Annotated in this window: 22 protein-coding genes; all 22 read left to right on the forward strand. The window is 33.4% G+C overall.

All coding sequences use genetic code 11. The features are described 5' to 3' along the window. Nucleotides 1–35 precede the first annotated feature (35 nt). The 22 genes from IJ535_RS12390 to IJ535_RS12490 all read left to right on the forward strand — a co-directional run bounded on the left by IJ535_RS12390 (nucleotide 36) and on the right by IJ535_RS12490 (nucleotide 22,967). Nucleotides 36–1,403: a CDP-glycerol glycerophosphotransferase family protein gene (locus IJ535_RS12390; RefSeq protein ID WP_294303485.1), complete on the forward strand. Its 1,368-nt coding sequence runs from the start codon at nucleotides 36–38 to the stop codon at nucleotides 1,401–1,403. Beyond that, nucleotides 1,400–2,062, forward strand: a complete 663-nt coding sequence (locus IJ535_RS12395; RefSeq protein WP_294303487.1) for a ribulose-phosphate 3-epimerase — start codon at nucleotides 1,400–1,402, stop codon at nucleotides 2,060–2,062. The genes IJ535_RS12390 and IJ535_RS12395 overlap by 4 nt, the downstream gene beginning before the upstream one ends. 6 nt (nucleotides 2,063–2,068) lie before the next feature. Then, the gene (locus tag IJ535_RS12400) at nucleotides 2,069–2,764 is read left to right on the forward strand and encodes an IspD/TarI family cytidylyltransferase (protein ID WP_294303489.1); all 696 of its coding nucleotides are present in this window, start codon (nucleotides 2,069–2,071) and stop codon (nucleotides 2,762–2,764) included. 26 nt (nucleotides 2,765–2,790) lie between these two features. After that, nucleotides 2,791–3,789 carry a galactitol-1-phosphate 5-dehydrogenase gene (locus tag IJ535_RS12405; protein ID WP_330619615.1) on the forward strand — a complete coding sequence of 333 codons (999 nt, stop codon included), beginning with the start codon at nucleotides 2,791–2,793 and terminating at the stop codon, nucleotides 3,787–3,789. Nucleotides 3,790–3,911: 122 nt separating this feature from the next. After that, nucleotides 3,912–5,273, forward strand: a complete 1,362-nt coding sequence (locus IJ535_RS12410) for an ATP-binding protein (protein ID WP_294303494.1) — start codon at nucleotides 3,912–3,914, stop codon at nucleotides 5,271–5,273. A 306-nt stretch (nucleotides 5,274–5,579) separates the two neighbouring features. After that, a complete protein-coding gene (locus tag IJ535_RS12415) occupies nucleotides 5,580–6,017 on the forward strand; it encodes a DUF4869 domain-containing protein (RefSeq protein ID WP_294303497.1) in 438 nt (145 codons plus the stop codon). Between the two features lie 9 nt (nucleotides 6,018–6,026). Next, the gene (locus IJ535_RS12420) at nucleotides 6,027–7,001 is read left to right on the forward strand and encodes a translation initiation factor 2 (RefSeq protein ID WP_294303501.1); all 975 of its coding nucleotides are present in this window, start codon (nucleotides 6,027–6,029) and stop codon (nucleotides 6,999–7,001) included. A gap of 202 nt (nucleotides 7,002–7,203) precedes the next feature. Next, nucleotides 7,204–8,241 (forward strand): RES domain-containing protein, encoded by a 1,038-nt coding sequence (locus IJ535_RS12425; protein ID WP_294303505.1) that lies wholly within the window; start codon nucleotides 7,204–7,206, stop codon nucleotides 8,239–8,241. A 91-nt stretch (nucleotides 8,242–8,332) separates the two neighbouring features. Then, a complete protein-coding gene (locus IJ535_RS12430) occupies nucleotides 8,333–9,082 on the forward strand; it encodes a hypothetical protein (RefSeq protein WP_294303507.1) in 750 nt (249 codons plus the stop codon). Nucleotides 9,083–9,392: 310 nt separating this feature from the next. Then, entirely contained in the window at nucleotides 9,393–10,328 is a 936-nt protein-coding gene (locus IJ535_RS12435) for an SDR family NAD(P)-dependent oxidoreductase (protein ID WP_294303510.1), read from the forward strand. Nucleotides 10,329–10,357: 29 nt separating this feature from the next. After that, entirely contained in the window at nucleotides 10,358–11,527 is a 1,170-nt protein-coding gene (locus IJ535_RS12440) for a glycosyltransferase family 2 protein (RefSeq protein WP_294303513.1), read from the forward strand. Further along, nucleotides 11,520–11,963: a hypothetical protein gene (locus tag IJ535_RS12445; RefSeq protein ID WP_294303516.1), complete on the forward strand. Its 444-nt coding sequence runs from the start codon at nucleotides 11,520–11,522 to the stop codon at nucleotides 11,961–11,963. The genes IJ535_RS12440 and IJ535_RS12445 overlap by 8 nt, the downstream gene beginning before the upstream one ends. 2 nt (nucleotides 11,964–11,965) lie before the next feature. Beyond that, a complete protein-coding gene (locus IJ535_RS12450) occupies nucleotides 11,966–13,183 on the forward strand; it encodes a glycosyltransferase (RefSeq protein WP_294303519.1) in 1,218 nt (405 codons plus the stop codon). A gap of 2 nt (nucleotides 13,184–13,185) precedes the next feature. Continuing rightward, nucleotides 13,186–14,142, forward strand: coding sequence for a class I SAM-dependent methyltransferase (locus IJ535_RS12455; protein ID WP_294303521.1), 957 nt, complete (start codon nucleotides 13,186–13,188; stop codon nucleotides 14,140–14,142). A 9-nt stretch (nucleotides 14,143–14,151) separates the two neighbouring features. Beyond that, on the forward strand, nucleotides 14,152–15,114 hold the full coding sequence (locus tag IJ535_RS12460; RefSeq protein ID WP_294303524.1) for a phosphotransferase: 963 nt from the start codon (nucleotides 14,152–14,154) through the stop codon (nucleotides 15,112–15,114). Next, entirely contained in the window at nucleotides 15,114–16,274 is a 1,161-nt protein-coding gene (locus tag IJ535_RS12465) for a radical SAM protein (RefSeq protein ID WP_294303526.1), read from the forward strand. The genes IJ535_RS12460 and IJ535_RS12465 overlap by 1 nt, the downstream gene beginning before the upstream one ends. A gap of 10 nt (nucleotides 16,275–16,284) precedes the next feature. After that, nucleotides 16,285–17,487, forward strand: a complete 1,203-nt coding sequence (locus IJ535_RS12470) for a glycosyltransferase (RefSeq protein WP_294303529.1) — start codon at nucleotides 16,285–16,287, stop codon at nucleotides 17,485–17,487. Then, on the forward strand, nucleotides 17,480–18,745 hold the full coding sequence (locus IJ535_RS12475; protein WP_294303530.1) for a radical SAM protein: 1,266 nt from the start codon (nucleotides 17,480–17,482) through the stop codon (nucleotides 18,743–18,745). Before IJ535_RS12470 ends, IJ535_RS12475 begins: the two co-directional genes overlap by 8 nt. A gap of 11 nt (nucleotides 18,746–18,756) precedes the next feature. Beyond that, entirely contained in the window at nucleotides 18,757–19,896 is a 1,140-nt protein-coding gene (locus IJ535_RS12480) for a hypothetical protein (protein WP_294303533.1), read from the forward strand. Nucleotides 19,897–19,926: 30 nt separating this feature from the next. Beyond that, on the forward strand, nucleotides 19,927–20,133 hold the full coding sequence (locus tag IJ535_RS14230; RefSeq protein ID WP_442961402.1) for a DUF1796 family putative cysteine peptidase: 207 nt from the start codon (nucleotides 19,927–19,929) through the stop codon (nucleotides 20,131–20,133). Between the two features lie 276 nt (nucleotides 20,134–20,409). Continuing rightward, nucleotides 20,410–20,925, forward strand: coding sequence for a hypothetical protein (locus tag IJ535_RS12485; RefSeq protein ID WP_294303534.1), 516 nt, complete (start codon nucleotides 20,410–20,412; stop codon nucleotides 20,923–20,925). A 14-nt stretch (nucleotides 20,926–20,939) separates the two neighbouring features. Beyond that, on the forward strand, nucleotides 20,940–22,967 hold the full coding sequence (locus IJ535_RS12490) for an HAD hydrolase-like protein (RefSeq protein WP_294303535.1): 2,028 nt from the start codon (nucleotides 20,940–20,942) through the stop codon (nucleotides 22,965–22,967). The last annotated feature ends 90 nt before the right edge of the window (nucleotides 22,968–23,057 follow it).

A 23,057-nucleotide genomic window follows, 5' to 3' on the forward strand; every position in this document is an offset into this window, starting at 1 on the left:
TGTATAAGGTTTGCCAAATCAGGAGGCAATGGGGGATGCGAAAGTATAAGTTTAAACAGGTTGAGAAGTATATAGAGCTGTTTAGGAAGCTGAATGAGGGGGTGTATGAGGAACTCAAGAATGATAATCTAGCAAAATGTTCGGAGTATCTTCAGATTGCCCAGCAAAGAGCGATAGACCTTGGTACATTAATTGAAGATAGCGAAGGATTGGGCCATCCTACTGTTGGCGTGTTGGAGCAGTTTTGCGAAGAACTTTATCAGATAAATGAAGAAGTATTATCTGAGAGGGGATTATCTCCTGATTCTGCAAAGCTCAGACTAGATAGTATAGTAAATAAAATCGATAAAAGCACAAATAGCGAGATTAAGCAGCAAAAGCTGGTGGTGTTTCTGCCATACAAGGCAAGCATGTGGGATTCATTAGAAAGTGTTTGGATGGCGCTTGATGCAGAGGAAGATACTACTGCACTAGTAATACCTATCCCATATTTTGATAAAAATCCAGACGGTAGTATGAAAGAGATGCATTATGAAGGGAATGATTATCCTGATAATGTGCCAATTACATCCTTTGAAGAATTTGATTTTGAAGGTGCTCATCCTGATGAAATATACATTCATAACCCTTATGATGATATGAACTTTGTAACATCAGTTCATCCATTTTTTTATACAGAAAACCTGAAAAAGTATACTGATAAATTGATATATATTCCTTATTTTGTTTTGGCAGAACCTGATTTAGACAATCTGACTGATGAAGTAATTGAAAGCTATAGAGGCTTTGTACTCACAAAAGGAGTGGTAAATTCTCATGAAGTAAGGGTCCAATCTGAGGCTATGAAAAAAGTGTACGTAATGATTTTGACAGAACACTTTGGAGCAGATACTAGGAATGCATGGGAAGATAAAATAAAGGGAACTGGTTCACCAAAATTTGAAAAAATAAAGAGGATGAAACGTGAGGAACAAGAGATTCCTGAAGACTGGTTAAGACTGATGAAAAAACCTGATGGAAGCATGAAAAAGGTAATATTGTACAATACTAGTGTAGTATCATTGCTGAATCAGGAACAAAAGATGATAGATAAAATTAAGGATGCATTGGAGGTGTTTAAAGAGTGCAAGGATGATGTGACACTGCTGTGGCGTCCTCATCCATTGATAAAAGCTACACTAGATAGCATGATTCCTGAACTTGCAAAACAATACGAAGAAATAGTAAGGACTTACAAAGCAGAGGGATGGGGTATTTATGATGATACTCCAGATATGGATAGAGCGATTATTATCAGTGATGCATATTATGGGGACAGCAGTAGTATCGTGCAGTTATATGAAACACTGGAAAAGCCGATAATGATACAGAATGTTGATGTGCTGGAGAAGGAGGGAGTATGAGTTTTGAATTAACCGCTTCTATGATGTGCGCTAATTATGGCCACTTAGCTAGAGAAGTAACAGAACTGGAAAACGCAGGAATCGATTCGTTTCATATAGACATAATGGATGGAAGATTTGTTGCGAATTTTGCCATGTCTTTGAACGATTTAAGCTATATAGCCAAAACAACAAATAAGCCGCTAGATGTACATTTGATGGTGGAGCATCCAAATAATACGGTAGAACTATTTATAAGAAATTTACGAAAAGGGGATACTATATACATTCACCCAGAGGCAGAGTATCATCCTTCAGCAACGCTGTTAAAAATTATTAATGCAGGAATGGTCCCAGGCATCGCCATTAATCCCGGTACAAGCATAGAGACAATCATGGAGATGCTTAGGATTGTAGATAAAGTGCTTGTAATGTCGGTAAATCCGGGGGATGCCGGTCAGATGTATCTGCCTTATGTTGGACAAAAAATCGATAGGTTGCTAAAACTTAAGGATGAAATGGAATTCAAAATCTATTGGGATGGAGCTTGCTCAAGGGAGAAAGTATTAGAGTATGCTCCAAAGGGTGTGGATGGTTTTGTCCTTGGTACCACACTTTTATTTGGAAAAGATAGACCATACAAAGATATCATAAATGACATTAGAGCATTGAATATATAGGTGAATATGAATATAGCAATAATACTATCTGGTGGTGTAGGAAGCAGGATGGGGCTGGATGTGCCTAAGCAATATGTTGAGGTGGCAGACATGCCAATAATCTGCTATTCACTAAAAACACTAGATGCAAGTAATAGAATAGATGCCATTTGGATTGTGGCTGCGGATGAATGGCTTCCACAGATTAAAGAATGGGTTGATAAGTATGGAATCTCAGGGAAAATATGTGGATATTCAAAGCCTGGGGAGAATCGTCAGCTGTCTATTTATAATGCATTAATGGATATAAATAAATCCGCTAGCGCAGGGGACTATGTATTTATACATGATGCAGCCAGACCAATGCTTAATGTAGCGATGATAGAGGAAAGTATTGATGGTATGAAAGGCTATGATGGTGTAATTCCAGTGCTTACAATGAAGGATACGGTGTATCTTAGTCACCATGGAAAGCAGATAGATTCACTTTTGAATAGGAGCGAAATATATGCTGGACAGGCACCAGAGACATTTGTGTTTGGAAAATATTTGGAGGCTAATAGGGCGCTGTTTGATTCTGGAGCTATAAAAAAGATAAACGGTTCTACAGAACCTGCGATTATGTCGGGTATGAAGATGCATATGATACCAGGCGATGAGAGGAACATAAAAATAACAACAAAGGCAGATTTGGTTCGTTTTCAGGAAATGATTAAGGAGTGATAATGAAGGCTCTGGTGCTCAATGATGTGGGAAAGTTAACAGTGAAGGATGTTCCCGTTCCCAAAGTAGGGGAGGAAGAGGTTTTAGTAAAGGTAGGAGCCTGCGGAATTTGCGGCTCAGATATACCTAGGGTCTATAGGGATGGAGCTCATGTGATGCCTTTAGTGATAGGACACGAATTCGCTGGGACAGTTGCTGAGGACGGTAGACGTGTGGGAGTTTTCCCACTGATTCCTTGCATGAAGTGTGAGTGTTGTAGGAATCGTAAATACGAAATGTGTTCTAATTATTCTTATTTGGGCAGCCGCAGGGACGGAGGCTTTGCAGAATATGTAACCGTACCAAAGTGGAATCTTATTGATTTACCAGAAAGCGTCACCATGGAGCAGGCTGCTATGTTAGAGCCAATGGCTGTGGCAGTGCATGCTATTAGGCAGGTGAAGCCTTCAGCAGATGATAAGGTTGCTGTTATGGGCCTTGGAACTATAGGGCTTTTGATAGTGATGTTTTTGCTTGATATGGGAGTTAAAAACGTATATACGATAGGCAATAAAGAGTCACAGAAAAAGATGGTGATGGAGCTAGGAGTTCCTAGTGACCACTATTTAGATGGAACTAAGGCAGATATTTTAGAGCATGTTAAGGTAGATGTGTTCTTTGAATGTATAGGAAAACAGGAAAGTTTGTTAGCGGGAATTGCGATGGCAAATCCAAACGGAAGGATTTGTACGGTAGGTAATCCTCACAGTGATATGCATATAGATAGAAATATTTACTGGAAAATCCTTCGTAGACAATTAACTCTGGTTGGAACCTGGAATTCATCATTTATACACGATGAGCATGACGACTGGCACTATGTACTTCATAGATTGCAGCAGGGGGCAGTTCATCCAGAAAAGCTGATTACACATAGGTATGGGCTGGAGAACATCGTGGATGGGTTCGAGATGATGAGAGATAGGAAGGAAGAGTATGGGAAGGTAATGTGGATGGCGAAAGATATCAGAAAAGGAGCTTGCTGAAAGAACAGGGACAGGCAGTCAGTTTCTGATGGAAAAGTGGCAAAAATAAGGACAAAACGGGTTGGAAAAGTGGCAAAAAAGTAATATACTATCCATATAAGTTGGAAAATAGAGGTTAAATTATGTATAGAAAAGTTCAAGCAAAAATAGAAAATTGGATAAAAGAGGATAGTAAGCATGCACTGTTGGTGACTGGTGCGAGACAGATAGGAAAGACATATATAATTAGAGAAGCGCTTAACAATTTGAAGTGTGACTATATAGAAATAAATTTTATTGAAAACCCTAGTATGACAGAATTATTCTCTGAATATACTAACGTCAAAGATTTTGAGTTAAGATTAAGTTTAGCAACAAATCATAAATTACAACCTGGGAAAACAATAATATTTTTTGATGAGGTGCAGGAAGTAAAAGATATTATTACAATGTCCAAATTCCTAGTTCAAGATACACCCTATAAATATGTTATGTCAGGCTCGTTGCTTGGTGTTGAAATAAAGGATATAAGATCAGTGCCTGTTGGATATATGCGCATTATAGATATGTATCCTATGGATTTAAGTGAATTTTATAGAGCAGTAGGTGTTGGTGCCGATATAATAAAAACTATTGAGAATGCTTATATAAACAGAAAACCTGTTGATGAATTTGTACATAAGAGATTGATGTCCATATTCAACATATATTTAATAGTTGGAGGGATGCCTGAAGCTGTAAAAAAGTACATAGATACTAATGATTTAAGAAGTGTTGCTGAAGTGCAGTCAAGTATTATAGAGTTATACAAGGAGGATTTTTCAAAATATAATAAAAAAGAAAAACTAATCCTAAATGAAATATATGATGCGATTCCAGGTGAATTAAACGAGAAAAATAAGAGATATTATATAAATCACGTTGAAGGTAAAGTCAAATTTGACTTAGTGAAGAATAATTTCCTATGGTTAAGTAATGCAGGTGTTGCAATACCTGTTTGCAATGTGACAGAGGCAAAAACACCATTACAAATGAGTGAAAAGAGAAGCCTTTTTAAGCTCTTCTTATCTGATGTTGGCATGCTTACAAATATGTTTCCAGATGAGACAAAAATTAAAATAATAAACGGTGATGCTAGCATTAATAACGGAGCAATATTTGAAAACTATGTTGCGCAGGAACTAAAAACGCATGGTTATAAGGTCTATTATTATAATAGTAAGAAACAAGGAGAAGTTGATTTTGTAATTGAACACGATGGGAAAGTGTTACCTATAGAAGTGAAATCAGGAAAAGACTATAAAAAGCATAGTGCCTTAAACAATCTGCTAGAAAATGATGAATATAAAATAGGAGAGGCAATTGTGTTAAGTAATGCAAATGTTTCGAATGAAAATGGAAAAATTTATTTGCCAATTTATATGACTATGTTTTTGGAGGAGAAAAAGATGGATATGGTGATAAAGCCGGATTTAACTGGATTAAATGGAAAAAGAGAAAAATAAATAATAACTTGATAGGCTCCTCGTGCGAAGTAATGGCTTTGTATGGGGAGCTTATTGTTAATGAAACAAATCTGTAACGGGGTCAGGCACGAAATATCAGTTACCAATAACTGGAAAAATCTAGCTTCTAAATATGGTGTTGGAAGAGGAGAAATTGAACGAATGAAAGTGGCATTTGTTTAGTTTGGGACCATTTAAGGATGTAATAATATTGTAACGGGGACAGGCACGATAGTTTTTATGCAAGTTTTAGCTTATATGTTATAATCTTATATAAGATGTAGTAGAGTCGTTTGAGGAGATATTATGCTTTCAATTTATTTTGGTGAAAAAGATAATGTAATGCACGGTCCATCATGGTTTAAGTTTAATTACAATCCGGAATGGTTTAAAGATGAGTTAGTTCAGCAAATGATTGAAGATATTGATAAATCAAAGGTTGTAAGTGATCAATTGATACAAAGTGAAGTTCTTGGGCCTATCCCTCCCGAAAGATTGTCAGGTGGCGTTCAGACATTGATTAGTGCTTATGGTAGACCGGATTTAGTTTTTAATGCAACAAGCTGTGGTGAAAATTGCGCAAAATGGTTGCTGAAGATAGGAGAAGTAAAAGATATTACTGTAAATCTGAGATATTTTATGCCATTCAATGATATGGAACCTTTTAAAATTAAAATATTGAATAATGATATTATTGTTACGAATATGGATGAGTATACAGACGTAGCATTAGATTATATTTAAGGTGAACATATGAAGGGAAAACATAAAGTAATAATAGAAGCCGAAAGACTTAAATATGAGTTTACAATAAAAAGAAATATCACAGTAATCCAAGGAAATAGTGCTACGGGCAAGACTACACTAATTGATTTGTTGCAGACCTATGGAAGATTCAGGGAAGAGTCAGGGATAAGAATAACCTCAGATGTTCCTTGTGTTGCTTTTACTGGTGATTCTAGTATATGGGATGTGCTAATAAAATCTTATGAAAATACAATAGTATTTATCGATGAAGACTATTCGTTTGTTTTCACAGAAGAATTTGCCAGTGTAATTAAAAATACATCAAATTACTATGTTTTGATAACTAGACAGCCATTATATAATTTGCCATATAGTGTAAATGAGATATATGGAATAAGGACAACGGGGAAATATCATTTCCCTGAAAAAATATATAATGAGTTATATCCAATTTATTCACCACTGAAAGTTGATAAAAAGAAATATGTTATTTTAGTTGAGGACGAAAAATCAGGTTTTCAGTTTTTTGCCAAGATATTAAATGAAAATAAGTGTGTTAGCGCAGGTGGAAATTCTAATATAATTCCGAAATTAAAGGAATTATCAAGTGATAATCCAGTTATTGTTATAGCTGATGGCGCAGCTTTTGGCGCCTATGTTGCACAAGTGGTAGCTCATTCAAATATGAGTGGAAATGTAGGTATGTATTTTCCTGAGTCTTTTGAATGGCTGATTTTAAAGTCAGGTATTATTGATATCAAAGGAATAGATGATATTTTAGAACGCACTGAAGAATATGTTGAAAGTAGCGATTTCTTTAGTTGGGAGCGATACTATACAAAACTATTAGAGGATGCTACTAAGGATGATCCTGTTAAAAGATATCAGAAAGCACATTTAGGTGAATATTATCTAGAGGGAAAGAATAAAGACAGTATATTACGAATTCTTCCGAAGGATGTTCTTAATGTATTGAAGTAGAGATGAAAGAGATGGCGAGTAAGGCTATCTCTTTTTGGTTTCTTATGTCTAAAAGATGGTATATTCTGAGTGTCTTTTGTTCATTTTGCCAGATTATAAGGTGGTCATTTAAGGAACCTATCCGACTGGATTTATGCAGTGTACTTGAATACAATTATATAGCATAAATATGAAATAGTTGGAATTAATAAGGGGGAAAGATATGGATGAAAAACATGAATTAAACCCAATTTTGAAGTTACTGAAGGATAATAATCAATACCATCATAGAAATGGAAAAAGAATTAGCGTCTATTTAAAGGAAAGATATGACTTTTATATAAAATCTTTGGAACAGTCTATAAAAGAAGATAATTTTATTGATAGCTCCTTTATTGATGAGCTGAGAAAGAGGTTACCTTCAATTAAAGCAACTACTGATAACATATTAAAATCATATGAATTATATGAGGAAAACAAGTTACTAGAGGCGGAATGCATATCTAAAAAGGTACTTTTTGATAATAGTAACAATATGATAATACGTTCTCTTGGGCGTAAGGAAGAAAGGAGTATGTACAGAATAAGACCGAATGATAACTACCCTATAAAGAGAAGAGAACTTTTTCATGTGCCCATGAGTACGAGAGAGATTTGCAAGGATGGACGTTTTAGTAAAAAAGGAGTACCGTGCTTATATCTAGCAACACAGTTGCCTTTATCATGGCTAGAAATGGATAAACCTGAAATATGCATGGCTGCTAAATTTGCATTAAATGATAATTATTATAATAAAATAAAAGTGGTTGATATATCAGGAAAACAGATTTCGGATGCGTATCAACTGTTTGCAGATATTAGTAATAATAGAAATAAAGGGAAGAACCTTTCTGCAAGTTATGAATATTTAATAAAAGTAATATGTATGATACCAATTAGATTGGCAACAACAATTCCTTCAGAAGAGAATGAGAACAAACAAGAATACTATTTCTCACAGGTATTTTTGGAGTGGGCTAAAGATAACAAAATCGCTGATGGTATAATATATGAATCATGTAAAAGTGAAGAAGCATGGGCTTATTTTGGATGTAATCTTGCCTTTTTTGTTAATGAAGTAGATGAAGAGGGATATGACATAAAGTTAAGATCTATTTTTAATATGTCAAAACCTCATGTTTTAAAAGATATTAAAAGACCTGAAGATTTGTTTTGGGAAGAGTTTTCTGAGATTAAATCTTTAAGTGAAAGTTTAGAATAATAGATATTAAATATTCTATTTCACCCTTTAAACAAAATATTTCGGTATAAATATGAACATGAAATATTGTTGTTGAAATGGAGGGGTTACAATGGCAAAAATCGATGAGGAACTTAAGGCGTCTAAAAAATATTATTTAGAGGAAGAAAAGGGTTTTACTGTAAAGGACGGCAGGCTGCTAGTGAAACTGTCAAAAGATAATGTGGCTCGAGTGGAGGCTATGATACATCATAATTCTGATTATGGGTCAGCTTTTGATGTGATGAATCCGGTTAAATCGGCATGTAAATTCCAAGAACTTAAAAAGGTTCTAGAAGGAACTGAAGTGAAATCGGAAAAAGCTTATAGAGAACTAATTGAAAAGGTAGTCGCTTCAATTGATAAAGAAAATTCAACTCATCTTAATTCTGATGGGTGTGGTATAAAAGCGATTTCAAAACGTATTGCAGATATTGAGCAGGATGAACTGGTGTACCTGCTGAAAAATCCTAAAGAAACAGATTATAAGTTAATTGAAATTATTGCAAAAGAAACAAAACCAGTAGGACAAAGTGATAAAGGAAATCCGCATAGAGGCAGAAGAAATCTATCTTTCGCCAGCAAGTTCTGCCACTATGCTTGTTTCTATTTGTTTGATGGGAAACACAGAGACAACTATTCCATATACGATAGTATCGTGAACAAGGCGCTTCCCTCATATATGGAGCGATATGGAATTGAGAAAAAGAGAATTACTACCTATGCCGAATATCAGGAGGCTATCGATGAGGTTATAAAGAAATCAAAGTCGGGTATCAGTAGGAATGGATTTGATCATTTATTATGGTATTGCTATAAGTAGCATATAGCCAGTTCGAAGAACAACGAATACCTTGTGACAATTCTGTGTCCACACCCCATATTTATTGAATAACCCCACCATATTCAATATAATTAATACATAATGATTAATCCGTGGAGTAAATCTGGCCACGGATAGGGAAGCTAGGCTAATTTAAAACTGAATGCTTGGTGGGGAGTAATGGTAATATGGTAATAATTCAAGGGCTTCGCACCTAGTGGTGCGGTGCCCTTTTTTAGTATAAATAAATGATGAAAAAGCTCCGATATAGACTATATGTGAATTATAAAACACAGAAAGGAAAAGAAACATGAAGGCATTAATTACAGGTGGGGCAGGGTTTATAGGATCTAATTTGGTTGAATTACTGGTGAAAGAAGGTCATGAAGTTAGAGTCTTTGATAATTTATCATCAGGTCACATTGAAAACATATCAGAATATATAAATGACAAAGATATTGAATATATTGGGGGAGATGTAAGAGATGCGGATGCATTATGTAGAGCTATGAAAAACATTGATGTTGTTTATCATATGGCAGCTTCAGTTGGTCGCCAAAGATCTATAGATAATCCTGCGTTGGATTCAACAATCAATCTTGTTGGAACTGTTAATGTCTTGGAGGGGATGAGACATAATGATGTGCACAAGATTGTTTATTCGTCTTCAGCAGCAATATTTGGAGAGTTAAAGACTCCTTCTATTGACGAAGACCATATACAGAATGCGGATTCGCCTTATGGAGTTAGTAAATTAGCGGCTGAAAAAATGATATTATCATATTCTGGGATTCATAATATAGTAGGTATTTGTTTGAGATATTTTAACATATATGGTAAAAATCAACGATTTGACGCATATGGAAATGTTATTCCTATTTTTGCCAAAAGAATATTTGATGGTGAGCATATTAGCATTTATGGAGATGGAGAACAAACAAGAGATTTTGTAAATGTATCAGATGTTGCAAGAGCAAATTATATAAGTTCTATTAAATGTGAACAAACATCAATTTATAATTTAGGTAGTGGCACAACAATAACAATAAACGAACTTGCGAGCATGATGAAGAAGATTGCTAATAAAGACGTAATAATTGATTATTTACCAGAGAGAGTGGGAGATGTGAAACATTGCAAAGCGGACGCTTCTAAGATTGCAAGAGAGCTGGGATTTAGAGTAGAAAAGGACTTGGATGAGGGATTAAATGAATATATTTCATGGTATAGAGATAATTGTGTTTAATTCTTAGAAGATTAAAAAGTAGGTTATTAATGGTGAAAAAGCTAGTATCGATAATTATACCTGTATACAATGGATCAAATTATGTGACCGAGGCAGTTGAAAGTGCACTGAATCAAACATATGAAAACGTAGAGGTTATAGTAGTAAATGATGGTTCTGACGATAATGGTAAGACAAGAGAAGTTCTGAAACGATACGATAATCGTATCAAATATATAGAAAAAGAAAATGGTGGTGTTGCATCTGCGTTAAATGTTGGAATTAGGAATATGTCAGGCGATTATTTCGCCTGGTTATCACATGATGATATCTTTGAAAAGACAAAAATAGAAAAGCAGATGAATGCAATAAATGCCTGTGGTGACATGATGAGAATATCTGTAATGAATTATGTCTTTTTTGATGATAAAACTAAGCAGGAGGTCGCAACAGATTTTCAGAATTATTATCCGATAGATACATTAGAAAATTCCATTTTTTTGCTACTATGGGGAGAACTTCATTTTAGCAGTTTGTTATTTAGCAAAAAGCATTTTGATAGAGTCGGTCTTTTTAATGAACAATTAAAAACTGCTCAAGATAACGAGTTTTTGTTTAGGCTACTACGAAACCAAAGAATAAGCTTTATAAATGATGTTGGAAGTTATGTAAGATTGCATGAAAATGCAGGTACATCGCAATATAGAAGTGTAGTTCAGGCTGAGAATAAAAAATTCTATGAATGGGTAAGTAATATGTTAACCGTTGAGGAATTAAAAAGCATTGGAGGTTTGGAAAAGAGGACTAAGGACAAAATAAATGGAATAATACAAAGCCTTGGACCATATAAGGAGAGCAACGTATCTAATAAAGAGATATGCGAATTAAATCTTGTGATATGTGGCGCAGGAGTATATGGAAGACGATTAAATTTTGAATTATATTCTAATAATCTGAGACCGTATTGTTTTATTGACAATGATAGAATGAAAAATGGAATGATTATAGATGGGACTAGATGTATGGCAATGAATAAATGCAGTCTGCCTAAAGATTCTATTGTAATTATTTCAAATAAATTCTATGAACCCTTATTGAAAATATTAAATGAGAATGGAATAAAAAGAATACTGAAAAAAATAGACATAGACGCAATGATTTTGAAGTATTCAGATGAAGATTTGAAGGAAATGATAAAAAGGAAGATGGACAATGTCTAGAATATTAAGACAGCTAAAACAGCATGATAAGGATATTTGTATATATGGATTAGGGAAGATGGGGGCATGTATGTTTTGGTCTTTTAGAGAGTGCGGAATGCAAGAAGACTATTACGCAGATAAAGATCCTAATAAACAAAATCTTAATATTGACGGTATTAAATGTATTTCTTTTGATGACTTGTTGAAGAAAGACAGAAGTATCATTCTTATAGTAGCACTGTATGACTATAAATCGGTTGTAAAATCGTTTGTTACAATGGGATTTAAAAACGTATATAACTACAAAGAGGTACTGCATGCTATAAGAAAAGAGCCTAAGAGAAATTTTAAGCAGATAAGGAGTTATGAGGAAGCATATAAAGTAAAGCAAGTTGTAAAAGAATGGCTATGTAGAGGTGTCAAACTAAATATAAATGATTTGCTTGAGGGTTGATAATGAAAGTATTAGAAGTAAACTTTGCAGATTTGATGGGACATATTTTTAATGGTTATGATTTGATGAATTCATTAAATCTCAAGAAAGAATTTGATATAAAACAAGTTGTCGAGCATAAGAAATCAGAAAATCCCAATGTTTTAAAGGTATCTGATTATAGCGGTATTTATTATGACCTATACAAGGAATTAGAGAATAGATGCCATGTTAGTCATCTTTTTACTGGAACGGGAGAGCAAATATTGCAGTTAAAAGAATATCAAGAAGCGGATATAGTGCATTTCCATATACTACACAATAGATTTATATCATTACTAGATTATCCAGATTTATTTAATAATAAAAAAAGTATTTGGACAATTCACGATCCATGGATTTTGACGGCGAATTGTGTCTACCCATTAGAATGTCAGAAATGGAAGACATTTTGTAATAAGTGCCCAAAAGAAGGAGATTTTAGATATGGAAAAGACAATCTTGCAAATAGCTTTATGTGGGATGTAAAGAAAAATGTATTAGCTTCAATCAATCCCCATATCGTGGTTTCTTGCGACTATATGAAGCAGTTGCTAGAACAGAGTCCGCTAACAAAGCATTTAACCAAAATACATGAAATACCATTTGGTATAGACGCTGGAAAATATATTTATAATCAAAAAATTCAAAAAAGAAAAAAATATGGATTAAGTGAAGATAAATTGGTAATTGGCTTTAGAACAGGTGGGAAAATTAAGGGAGGTCAGTATTTATACAAGGCCTTAAAGAAAATAAAGATTAAAGAACCAATAGAATTGGTTGTAATTGGAGGGGAAGAAAAAATCGGTTATCTGGGTAATAAAATAAAAGTACATCAGTTAGGATGGCTGTACAAAGAAGCCGATGTGATAGATTTTCTGGAATGTTGTGATATTTTTGCAATGCCGTCTTTAGCAGAGACTTTTGGATTGATGGCAATAGAAGCAATGGCTGCAGGGTGTGCTGTAATATGCTTTAATAACACAATTCTTGAAAAAATAACGAATTCGCCTAAATGTGGAGTGGCAGCAGATTATTGTTCTGTCAATTCCTTGAAAAATGAAATAGAAAGAATGATAAATAACCCAGATGAAATAAAGCAAAGAGGAAAACTATCCAGGAAGTTTGTTGAAGAAACATATAAATATGACGATTATGTTCGTAAACATGCTCAGCTTTATAAAGAGATTTATGAGGAGTAAAGATGTATACGTTTCCATACTATTTATGCAAAAAGAATAGCAATATAGTTTTATATGGCGCAGGTAAATGCGGTCTATCATTTTATGTTCAACTTAGAATGAATGGATATTGTAATGTGCTTGCCTGGGTAGATAAACAATTCGATTCAGATGTGAAGCCCCCATTTGAAAGCGTAAATAATATTAATAAGTACGATTATGATTATATAGTTATTGCCATTGAGAATTTTCATGTGGCAATGGACGTTAAAGATATACTAATAAAAAATGGTGTCAACTCAGAGAAAATCGTATGGTCAGCACAATATATAATGACAGATGCCTTTTTTCCATCAGATATGAAGCGTTTGTATGAAGAGTTTGATTTTTATATGGATATCTTTGATGAGTATATGAAGGGGAATATAGAATATGGGGCCGATCAGTATTACCAGAGTAACAAGTTGTTAAATTTGTCAGGGGCAAGAAATACAGAATACAGAATTCAAGAATATGAAATTAAAAAATTCTTAAATAAGAAAATGAATGTTTTAAATATTGGCTGCAATACTGGATTTTTAGACATTCAAATAGCACCATTTGTCAATCATATTACAGGCATAGATATAAATAGGGGAGTTGTAAATGTTGCAAATAAAACTGCGATGCATTTGGAAGTAGAAAATGCTAATTTTATTTGTAAAGATGTTATTTCAAAAGGTGTCAGTAATAAATATAACGCCATTTTGCTTTTGGCAGTGCATGGAATATTTGAAGATAGTAAAGAGTTTTTAAAAATCACAGGGGCAATAGAAGAAAAGGGGTACTTGTTATTTGAATCTCATGAAGTCCCTGGAGACGAAACAAGATATATTAATAGATTAAAGCTATTAGAAGAAAATGGATTTAACAGTTGCTTGTTTAAGATTATCAAAGATGGCGGGATTACTCGAATGTATAGTATTTTACGGAAGGGTTAGATAATTCATATGAATCAGTATAGTGACATAGAATCTTTGTGTGATGATAAGCTATTTCTTTCGAGAGCCGAAGAATGTGAGATTTCTGATGAGCTGGATATACTTATACAAAAGGCTAAAAGAATTATACGAGAATGCTATCCCAATGAGGTATATACATATTCGTTGCCAGAAAAAGGACATAGATGCAATGTAAAATTGATTCAAAATGACGCAATAAAATATATTATTTCATTTCCTGATAATACGATTAAAAATGATTTGCGTGAGATAACCAGGATTAAAGAGGCTTTGGGACTAAATAGAGAGCTTATAGTGTATGAAGAAGATGGTTTTTATATAATGCAAAAAGCAGATGAGGTGATTGATTGGAATAGGTCAATTATTGTCGATTGTATAAAGAAACTTCGTCAAATGCATAATAGTAATTTATCAATCAACAGAGCATTTGTTAATAACTATAGGATTCTAGAAAAAAAATTCAGAGATTCAATAACGGATGCAAAGATTACTGAATTATTTGGATGGGATGTATCTGCATGGATTGATACTGAAATAATGACGTACCTCAACAAATATAAGCCGGTCTTATGTCATGGAGATGCTTCATATGGAAATGTTTTGCTGTTCAACAATAAGGCCGAATGGATAGATTGGGAATTGCTCCAGATGAGTAATCCGATGTTTGATATTTTTTATTTTTTTGAAAGCTTGTACAGCGGAAATATGATGAGCGAGCAGATGTCCATACAAGATTTTTTGCATGTTTATTATGAAGATAGAAATTTATCGTCAAAAGAAAAAATGAATGTGATTTGCATGGGAATATATTTCCTGTATTGGAGAATTTTAAATAACGCAAAGTCTGGAATAATAGACGAGGAAACAATCAGGGTTATCAACAGAATGAAACTGCTCTGGCAGAAAAAGAAATTTGATGAAATATATAAATATTATATGGGGGACGACTGATGAAGTGGACAAATAGAGGGCATGAATTTGATAAAATAGGTGAAAATTTCAAAAATAAGCAAATTATATTTTATGATATGGCAGAGGACACATACCATCTCTTTAATAGATTACAAAGGATTAATAAAAATCTTATTGCTGCAATCGTAGTCGATGGAGATAAAAACGATGAAGAAATATGCGCAGTTAAAACTATTACAAAGCTGGAGTTTGCTTCTATGCCGATTGACAATTATATAGTGGTTCTCTGTTGTACAAATGCCGCCAATTATCGGGCCCAAGCGCATAGGCAGGCAATCAATTTGGGATATAAAGATGGAGAATCATTGTTCTATTATGATACTTTTGAATACTACTATCTGCCGATTTTTTTATATTATTCACTTGGAATATTATATTTTAAGACTTTAAATATGGTGATAACCACAGTGTGTAACTTAAACTGTAAAGGATGCTTAAATTACACTTCATATAATAGTAATAAACACAGTTTCACTCTAGAAGAATTAAAGAGAAATGTAGACGTGGTGTTTAATAGAGTTGATTTTACCGGGCTATTCTTGATATCAGGAGGAGAACCTTTTCTTCATAAGGATATCATTCCTTTAGTAGATTACATCGGTGAGAAATATCGAAAAAACATACTGCGATTAAGTATAGTTACAAACGGAACTATTATTCCATCGGAAGAATTAGTTAAATGCTTAAAACGGAACAATGTATATGTGCAGATTGATGATTACGGTAGATCAATAGAATCGCTTTCTAAGGCATCCGATATAGAATATATATTAAATGATTACGGTATTAAATGTGAAGTTTTGAGAGTACCATATTGGATTAATATGGATCCAGTAGATGAGGACGGCGTTGATATTTTGGCAAAAGTAAATGCCTGCAATGTACCGTTTACCGGAACTAAATCCGGCAGATTATTTGGTTGTACATATAATCAATTTGCAATCGAAGCAGGGCTTATATCAGTTGACAATTTGGATAATGAATCTCTTGATTTAGAAAAAATATCGGATAAACGTACTATACTTGAAATGCAGATGGGATATAGTCCAAATGGATTTTGGGAATTTTGTAAGATGTGTCCTGGGCATGAATGGATGAACAACGATAGTATCGTACCAGGACAACAACTCGGGAAGTAGGTGATATATTATGAAGATTCTTTTGCTTAGCGATTTGCCTCCGTGTATTAATCATACGGGGGGATTATTTCTAGATAGATTATGTACATATTTAATCGAAAGTGGATGCGAAATAGTTGCATATATCGTTAAAAATGATGAAGTGTACACTGTTCTGCCGGAAGACAAAAAGCAAAGTATAAAATTTAAATTTGACAGGAAACCAAGAGAAAATGTAGGACATACTAAAGGGCCTGTAGCCTCATTAGTATTTGATAGATTTACAAATATTACGTATATACCCAAGTTGGAAAAGCGTATCCTAGATTTTATAAACACTGAAAAACCTGATTTGATTTGGGGCGTAATTCAAGGACAAACAATGACAAAAATTGTTAGACCTATAGCTGAAAAGAGCAATGTGAAATATATTATACAGTTTTATGATGCCATTAGTTGGTGGTTTCAAGCTAATAGAGTAGACAGGCTGACTCAAAAAAGAGTAATGAAAGAATATGGAAAGATGTTGAAAAATTCGTATTGTTTCATAGGTGCGTCAGACGAAATGGCAAGGGATTATGCAAAGAAATATGATATAGCTCGAAGCGTGGGAATAATGATGCCGTTTGATAAAGGAAATCAATATAGTGAAAAAGTGGAAAGAGATGACAGTGATTTTGTTATAGCAATCTCGGGACAATTGTATGCACGAAGTACTATTGCAGCAATGACAGAAGCTCTATCACAAATGAAATGGCAATATAGGGGTAAAAGAATAGTATTTAGAATCTATGGACCCGAAATAGTTTTCTACGGTCTACAAAATGCATATATCGAGTATAGAGGTTGGATTGAACAAGAACAATTATTATACGAACTAAATGAAGCAGATTTATTATATTGTCCGTATAGGTTTGACGAAGATTTTAGAGAAGTAGCAAGCTATTCATTTCCAGGAAAGCTATCAACATATATGAAAACAGGTGTACCTATAGTTGTTCATGCACCTGATTATTCATCAATATCGAAGTTTATAAATAAACATAAATGTGGTTATATTATAAACACTGTAGATGTCGAAAAAGTAAAAACAATAATTCAAGAAATCATTATATCTAAGGATAAGAATAAATATGTTGAAAGGGCAAATGAGACAGCTAATGTGTTCTTATCGGAAGAAACGACGAAAAGGAAAATGTTATATTCTGTGGGATTGAGAGATACATATGATTGATTATAGGATGCTAAAATCGAAGACTATAATAGTTTATGGCACAGGGGAACGAGCTGAATCTGCTATTAATCATTTAAAGAATAATGGATTAATTGAAGAAGTAAAGGGGTTCACAAATAGTTTTATAGAAGAAGAGGATGTGTTATTGGGTAAAACTGTTTATCCATTACAGAAAGTATTATTACTGTTTGAAGATGCATTTTTTTATATATCGCCGATAGAACCTGTTAAAAGCGAAATCATTGCGAGCTTGACACAAATAGGAATACCAATCGATAGAATAATTAATGCAACCGTTAGATTCCTGAGTTGTGACGAATTACAAAAAGGGATAATAATAGCAACGTCAGGATTGGTAAGCTGTTGTGCTGAGCCGGGAAAGAATAAGCCGTTTGAATCGAAATGGGACGATTTTGAAACGATAGAAGTAGCGATTGGGGATTATTGGGAAAACCGAAATAAGAATATTGAATTATTAAAAAGTAACGAAGGCGCATGTGGTTCATGTACTTATGCAAAAGTAAAACCGTGGAGTAAAGATCAACAAATCGAAATAGTTAACATAGGGTTATATTATCCATGCCAATTATCGTGCTGTTATTGTAATTGGATATGTAATGCGGCACATAAGAATAGTTTAGAGAAGAAAAAACGTATAGAAAAAGCACAAAATATTGATGTTGGAAGAGTAATTCGCTACATGGAAGAGCAAAAAATGTTTTCTAAAGAAGGATTAGTATCTATTGCATCAGGTGAGTTTACATTGGCGAATAGACGTGACGAAGTACTAGAACTGATAGGAGAACATAAGCTTGCAGTTTTGACTAATGGTATCTTTTTTAATGAAAAGATAGCTAAAATGACTGCTAGAAATGACGGGAGTTATTTAAATGTTTCACTTGATGCAGGTACAAAGCAAACGTATTTCGAGGTAAAAGGATTAAATGTTTTTGAACGCGTATGCGAAAATTTATTGCGATATAAATCATTTGGTTCAAATATTCAATTAAAATATATTTTCTTAGAATCAAATATTTCCGAAGAAAATATTATTGGTTTTATAAATATTGTTAAAAGGATAAAACCAAGCGTGGTTATTGTATCATTTGATTATAATTTAGGAAGAGTCGATATAGATGAAAGAATAGTTTTAGCGATTTCAAAGATGATAAGGCTGTTGGATAAACTTAACATTCAGTACTCATTTGTAGATGCTCTTGGCAAGGACAACATAGATAATATCAAAAAGTATATATGAGGATTGTATTAATGATGGAGTTTATTGAAAAAGTAGTAATTAGGACGCAATGCACTTGTTATTATTGTGGAGAAATATGGTTTTTCTCGAATGAGATAAATGCACTCTTTAAAATTAATCCACAGACAATGCAATCGAAGTATGTAACATCGATTGAAGGATATCCTATAAATACAGGATGGTTATTCACTAAAATGATTCCATATAAGGATAGATTGATTCTTATACCTTTTGTGGCAAAAAGATTAATTATTTATTGTCCAAACACTAAAGAGACAAAATATATAGAATTTAATCTAGAGGATGATAGTCCGTATTTTGTTGTTAGTGAGATGTTCGATCAGCACTCAATTATACTATTTCCTGCAATTAAGCATGGATATTATTATATATATAATCTTGAAGATGAGATGGTTACACGTCATAGACTGGAATCTAATATGTTTATAAACGGCTCAGACAAAACATTGGAGATAGTAAGTTCTGGCGTAATGCATGATGATAGATATATTATAAATATACTAAAGTCGAATAGATTAATGTATTTTAAGAATAATTCTTGTAGTTTAAAGTTTGATAATATAACTACGCTGAAAAAGCGAGTATGCGCAATCGAAAAGTATAACGAAAAGTATTTTATAGCGTTAGATTCAACCGGTGATAATCTTTTTATGGTAGATTATGATGGGAAAATTACGGAAGAATATTGTTTAGGAGCGGTTCATGGTGAAAAACTCTATATGTTTGAAGAGCTTATGGGGTATTCTGCAATAAAGAATCTTGGAAATGAATTGGTTATGGCTATTCCGGTTAAAGGGAATGATTTGATAATACTATATGATGGGGAAGTAATTCGTTTGAAATTAAACTGGGAGTTTATAAAAACTACATGTGATAATGCAAAACCGTTTTCAGATGTAATAGTAGATCAAAACTATTATTATTTAATGCCATATCAAAGTAGTACAATAGTCCAAATAAGTATAAAAAACTATACAATAGAGTATTTTGAAAGACCTGATGTTTCGACGCAAGTTATCTATGCAAAAGTTGATTTATATACAAATAAGGAAAATAAGAATCTTATACTACAAGAAGGGGATATTACGATTGAAGACTATATAAAAGTAATTCGAAAAAATATTAAGTGAAGAATAATAAATTAGTATATGAGGAGATATATGGTAAACGTGGAAAATAATGAAGAATGTTTTGATTTGTTTTTGTCGATAGGTCATAATTGCACACCAGCATTCAATTTGCGTGATAATTATTTGAGAATTATTTCGGCGCCATTAGATTGGATGTATGGATACTCATTAAATACGGTTTTACATTTATTTAAAAGTGGTTTTACTGATTTTTTTATTCAATATGAGATAGATTAGGCTAACCCTAATGGAGATACGGGTAAATTAAGAGTGAATGACACTTTAAATAACATAGTGTCAATTCATCATTTTCCAAAAGATATTTGGTTAGATACGTCATATTCGCAATTTGTTTCGAAAATGGGTTCTCGAATTAAAAAAATGGATATATTTTTAAAGAAGTCTAGTAGTATAGTTTTAGTGGGGAATCGTAGTGAAACACGAGAGGAAATATGTTTATTTTTAAGAGAGTTCTCTAATATTTATCCCCATGTAAATGTTCGTTTAATTAATATGCGAAATGATGATGGTATTAATTACAATGAATATATAGAAAAGAGGATATTTAGAGAGGGAAAAATAGATTATATAGAATATTTACTTAATGATACACAACAAGGTGTCAAAGTATTAGAGGGTAATGCGTACGTATGGGCGCAGATATTGTCAAAGTATAATACTAAAGAGCAACTTATGATAAAAAAAGAGTGGACACGTTTTCGCGAGGAGAATAAACTTGTTGTAATTTATGGAGCTGGAAAAAGGTGCATTTCTACAATAAACTGGTTAAAAACGTTTGGGGTAAGTATTGATGGAATTGCTGTTTCTTCGATGAAGGATAATCCAGAGGAAATTGATAGAATTCCTGTCAAAATGTATTCCTTGTATCCATATGATGTTGCGATAATTATAAGTATAGCTAGTAAAATCGAGGCAAAGATGGTTTATAAACTGCTTGATTCACGTGGATATAAGAATATCTCATATATTAATGAACAAAATATGAAGAGAATCACAGAAGAGGAATAAGGATTATATATAATATGTTGTCAAAAGCGTTTATTAATCATTTTTATTCCATAGCACTCTACGGTCTTGGTACCGAAACAGAAAGGCTCATTTCCCAGTGGGGAAGTGGGCCTAAAATAGTTGGTTTATTAGATGGCTTTAAGGAATCGGGAGAAGCATTTGGTTATCCAATTATATCATTGCAGCAGGCGGTGGATGCTAAAGTGGAAGCTATTATAGTTGTAGCCCGTCCTGGCTCGTGCAAAGTAATAGCTAAAAGGATAAAAGCAGTATGCCAGTCTAACGGTATACTTGTTTATGATGTTCGTGGAAATGATTTGTTAGCTGAGACAAAAGTATTATATGATTTTGGAAATATTAACGTATATACGAAATCAGATTTATTGGCAAAAGTGCAAGAGTCGGATGTAATTAGCTTTGATTTATTTGATACCCTAATAGCTAGAAAAGTGCTTTATTATACAGATATATTCGAGCTAATTGATGCTAAATTGCGCGAGCAAAAAATTTATATACCTGAATTCTCAAAGCTAAGACTTGCTGCAGAAAAAGAGCTGTCAAAGAATGCAGCGCCAAAACTCAGTAATATTTATGATTGGGTGATTAGTCAGCATCCAGAATGTAATCTTTCTTCCAATGAATTAGCCGAAATAGAGTGGCAAATTGATAAGCCTATCATGTATACTCGCGATGGTATGAAGGATTTATTATCTGAAATAACTACTTTAGGAAAGAGGATTGTAGTTACCACAGATACATATTATAGCAAACAGCAGATTGAGGAATTGTTGGCGCTGATGGGATATAAACACATTGATAAAGTGTATGTATCCAGCGAATATAATGTTTCTAAAGCTAATGGATTATTTGAAATAGTTAAAAATGACAATAGGGACCAAAGTATTCTACACATCGGAGATGATGAATACGTAGATATCGAAAAGGCTTCAGAGTATGGTCTTAATAACTATCGTATATACGGAGCGAAAGATATATTTGATGAAGTAGGTGCCTTTGGATTATCATCGAATATTAAATCGTACTCCGATAATGTGAAGGCGGGATTAGCGTTGTCAAAATTATTTTCTAATCCATTCCAGTTTGAAACATCAAACAAAAAGATATCAATAAATAACGCAAAAGATATAGGATATTTCATCTGCGGGCCAATGGTTTTAGATTTCGCTTTTTGGTTTGAAGATAAGCTGAGACATATTGGGGCCGAAAATGCTTTATTGTGCGCTAGAGATGGATATTTGTTAAAGAAAATATTCGATCGAATAGATTCGGAAGTTAATTCGGTATATTTCCTAACTTCCCGCACCTCTGCAATACGTGCAGGCATCGAAAATGAGGATGACATAGCCTATGTTGATAGCATGAAGTTCTTTGGAACACAGGAAGAAAGCATGATTGCACGATATGGTATCACTTTAAAGAATGATGTAGATAGAAATATCACAATCATTAATAAAGCTAAATTGCAACGCGAAAATTATCAAAAATATATATCAAATCTGAATCTTAAAGACGTTCCAACAGCTGTCTTTGATTTTGTTGCTAAAGGAACAACCCAATTATTCCTTCAGAAGATAATGAATCAGCCACTCAAAGGATTGTATTTCTTACAGCTTGAGCCAGAGTTTATGGCTGATAAAGGAATAGACATAGAATCTTTCTACACAGAAAAAGAGCGTGATACCAGTGCTATATTTGATAACTATTATATTCTAGAAACTATTTTGACATCGCCTATGCCATCTGTTGATGAATTTGATGAAGCGGGACAACCTGTCTATGCAAAAGAAACTAGAAGCGATGAGAATCTGGAATGTGTATCGCGAATGCAGCAGGGAATTATGCAGTATGTAGATGATTATCTAGAAATTGTTCCCGTATCCATGAGACAGCAGAATAAAATGTTGGATGAGGCATTTTTAACTTTAATTGGAAAGTTGGAAATTACAGATCAGTCATTTAAGAATCTTGTTGTAGAAGATCCATTTTTTGGAAGGATGACAAATATAGTTGATGTGATGTAATATAATTGTAATTATCGGGATTCTGAATTGACATAGCCGTACGGCGAAATGTATAATCAAAATAAGATTATATAGCCGTACGGCTAATTT

The sequence above is a fragment of the Pseudobutyrivibrio sp. genome (assembly GCF_017471675.1).
Lineage (GTDB): Bacteria > Bacillota > Clostridia > Lachnospirales > Lachnospiraceae > Pseudobutyrivibrio.